Here is a 1,768-nt window from a genome sequence, read left to right as displayed (position 1 = left end):
CGAGGGCGTCGCCGACGGACTCGTCGTCCTCGGCGAACGCACCGTCCTCGGCGACTTCCGCGAACGAGCCGACCGGGTGGCGACGGTGGACGCCTCTGGCGACCCGGAGGACGCGTTGCGGGAGGCCGTCCGGGAGTTCTGGACGACGCGGCTGTACCGCCTGTAGTCGGGCGGGCCCGCTATCCGACCGGCTCTCGCCAGTTCACCACGGCGTTGCCGACGGCGAACGCGTCATCTCCCGACCTGTCTCGGAGAATCTGTAGCGAGTTCGTCCCCGTCTGGAGGCTCGCCTCCCCGAGCGAGTCCATCCAGTACTGCCACCCGTCGCCAGGTGGGATGTCGAACCCGGTCAGCGGGTCGCCGTTGAGGACGATTTCGTGCCCGAAATCGCCGACTTCGTACACTTGGAGTTCGACGTAGACGTCCCGGACGTCCGCGACGGGAACGGTGAACTCGTGTCTGGTGGTGCGCTCCCCCACGAATTCGGCCCAGTCGACGCTCAGACTGTCCTCGGTAGGGCCGAGGTGCTCCATAATCGGAAGGAGCGCGTAGTTGGCTCGGTGCGCCATATCTACTCGGACTGACGGGGAGTCGACACAAAGCCTTTCGGAGCGCGGCATCGGCGGGCGCGGTCCCCTCGGCCGGGGCGGTCGCCGTCCCGACGGAACGATGAATCTCCGTGGGTCGAACCACCCGAAATTAAGCGTCCGGTCGTCGTCGTCCCACGCACGATGACTGCCGCGCAGGCCGACGGCGGCGACCCGAGACGGGTCGTCGTCCTGGCGCACGAGAAGTTTCCCGACGCAGCGAAGACGGCGACTGGCGTCCTCAAGTACGCGGACTACGACGTCGTCGCCGTCCTCGACCGAGACAAGCCCGGCACCGTCGCGTCCGACCACCGCGCGGACCTGCCCGACGTGCCCGTCGTCGCCTCGATGGACGACGCGCCGGCGGCGGACGCCCTGCTGGTCGGCATCGCCCCCATCGGCGGCGGCTTCGACGAGTCGTGGCGCGACGACGTCCGTACCGCCATCGAACGCGGCTGTGACGTCATCGCCGGCCTCCACTACTTCCTGAACGACGACGAGGAGTTCGCCGCACTCGCCGCCGAACACGGCGTCGAACTGAACGACGTGCGCAAACCCCACGAGGACCTGTCGGTCGCGCAGGGGACCGCCGCCGACGTGGACGCCGACATCGTCCTCACCGTCGGCACCGACTGCTCGGTGGGGAAGATGACCGTCTCCTTGGAACTGCTCGAGGCGGCGCGCGAACGCGGCGTCGACGCCGGGTTCATCCCGACGGGGCAGACGGGCATCATGATCTCCGGGTGGGGTAACCCCGTCGACCGCGTCGTCTCGGACTTCACCGCCGGCTCCGTCGAGGAGATGATTCTGGAAGTCGGCGACGACTACGACGTGCTGTTCGTCGAGGGACAGGGGAGCATCGTCCACCCCGCGTACTCCGCCGTCACCTGCGGCATCCTCCACGGCGCGATGCCCGACGCGATGGTCCTCTGTCACGTCGCGGGCAAGGAGGTCATCCACGGCTACGAGTCGTTCGACCTCCCGCCGATTCCGGAGTACGTCGACCTGTACGAGTCGCTCGCCGCCCCCGTCCACGAGTCGTCGGTCGTCGCCGGCGCGTTGAACACCGCCGACGTCGACGACGACGAGGCCGCCCGCGACGCCGTCGACGCGTACGCCGACGAACTCGGCGCGCCCGCGACGGACATCGTGCGGTTCGGCGCCGACGAGATACTCGACGC

General features: G+C 68.8%; 3 protein-coding genes. 2 read left to right on the top strand and 1 reads right to left on the bottom strand.

The window, feature by feature from the left end:
- Window positions 1-166, top strand: a 166-nt coding sequence (locus GJ632_RS25655; RefSeq protein WP_343161311.1) for a Vms1/Ankzf1 family peptidyl-tRNA hydrolase, incomplete at its 5' end; no start/stop codon positions are given.
- A gap of 13 nt (window positions 167-179) precedes the next feature.
- On the opposite strand, the gene GJ632_RS21280 is transcribed toward GJ632_RS25655, so the two are convergent.
- Entirely contained in the window at window positions 180-569 is a 390-nt protein-coding gene (locus GJ632_RS21280) for a hypothetical protein (protein WP_089808090.1), read from the bottom strand.
- Between the two features lie 162 nt (window positions 570-731).
- Between GJ632_RS21280 and GJ632_RS21275 the strand changes: the two genes are divergently transcribed.
- Window positions 732-1,768: DUF1611 domain-containing protein (locus GJ632_RS21275; protein ID WP_191453963.1), on the top strand; the 1,037-nt coding region annotated here is incomplete at its 3' end.

Source organism: Halogeometricum sp. CBA1124, assembly GCF_009741955.1.
Taxonomy (GTDB): domain Archaea; phylum Halobacteriota; class Halobacteria; order Halobacteriales; family Haloferacaceae; genus Halogeometricum; species Halogeometricum rufum.
Note: the sequence above shows the minus strand (reverse complement) of the source record. Positions and strands in the feature narration are given on the sequence as shown.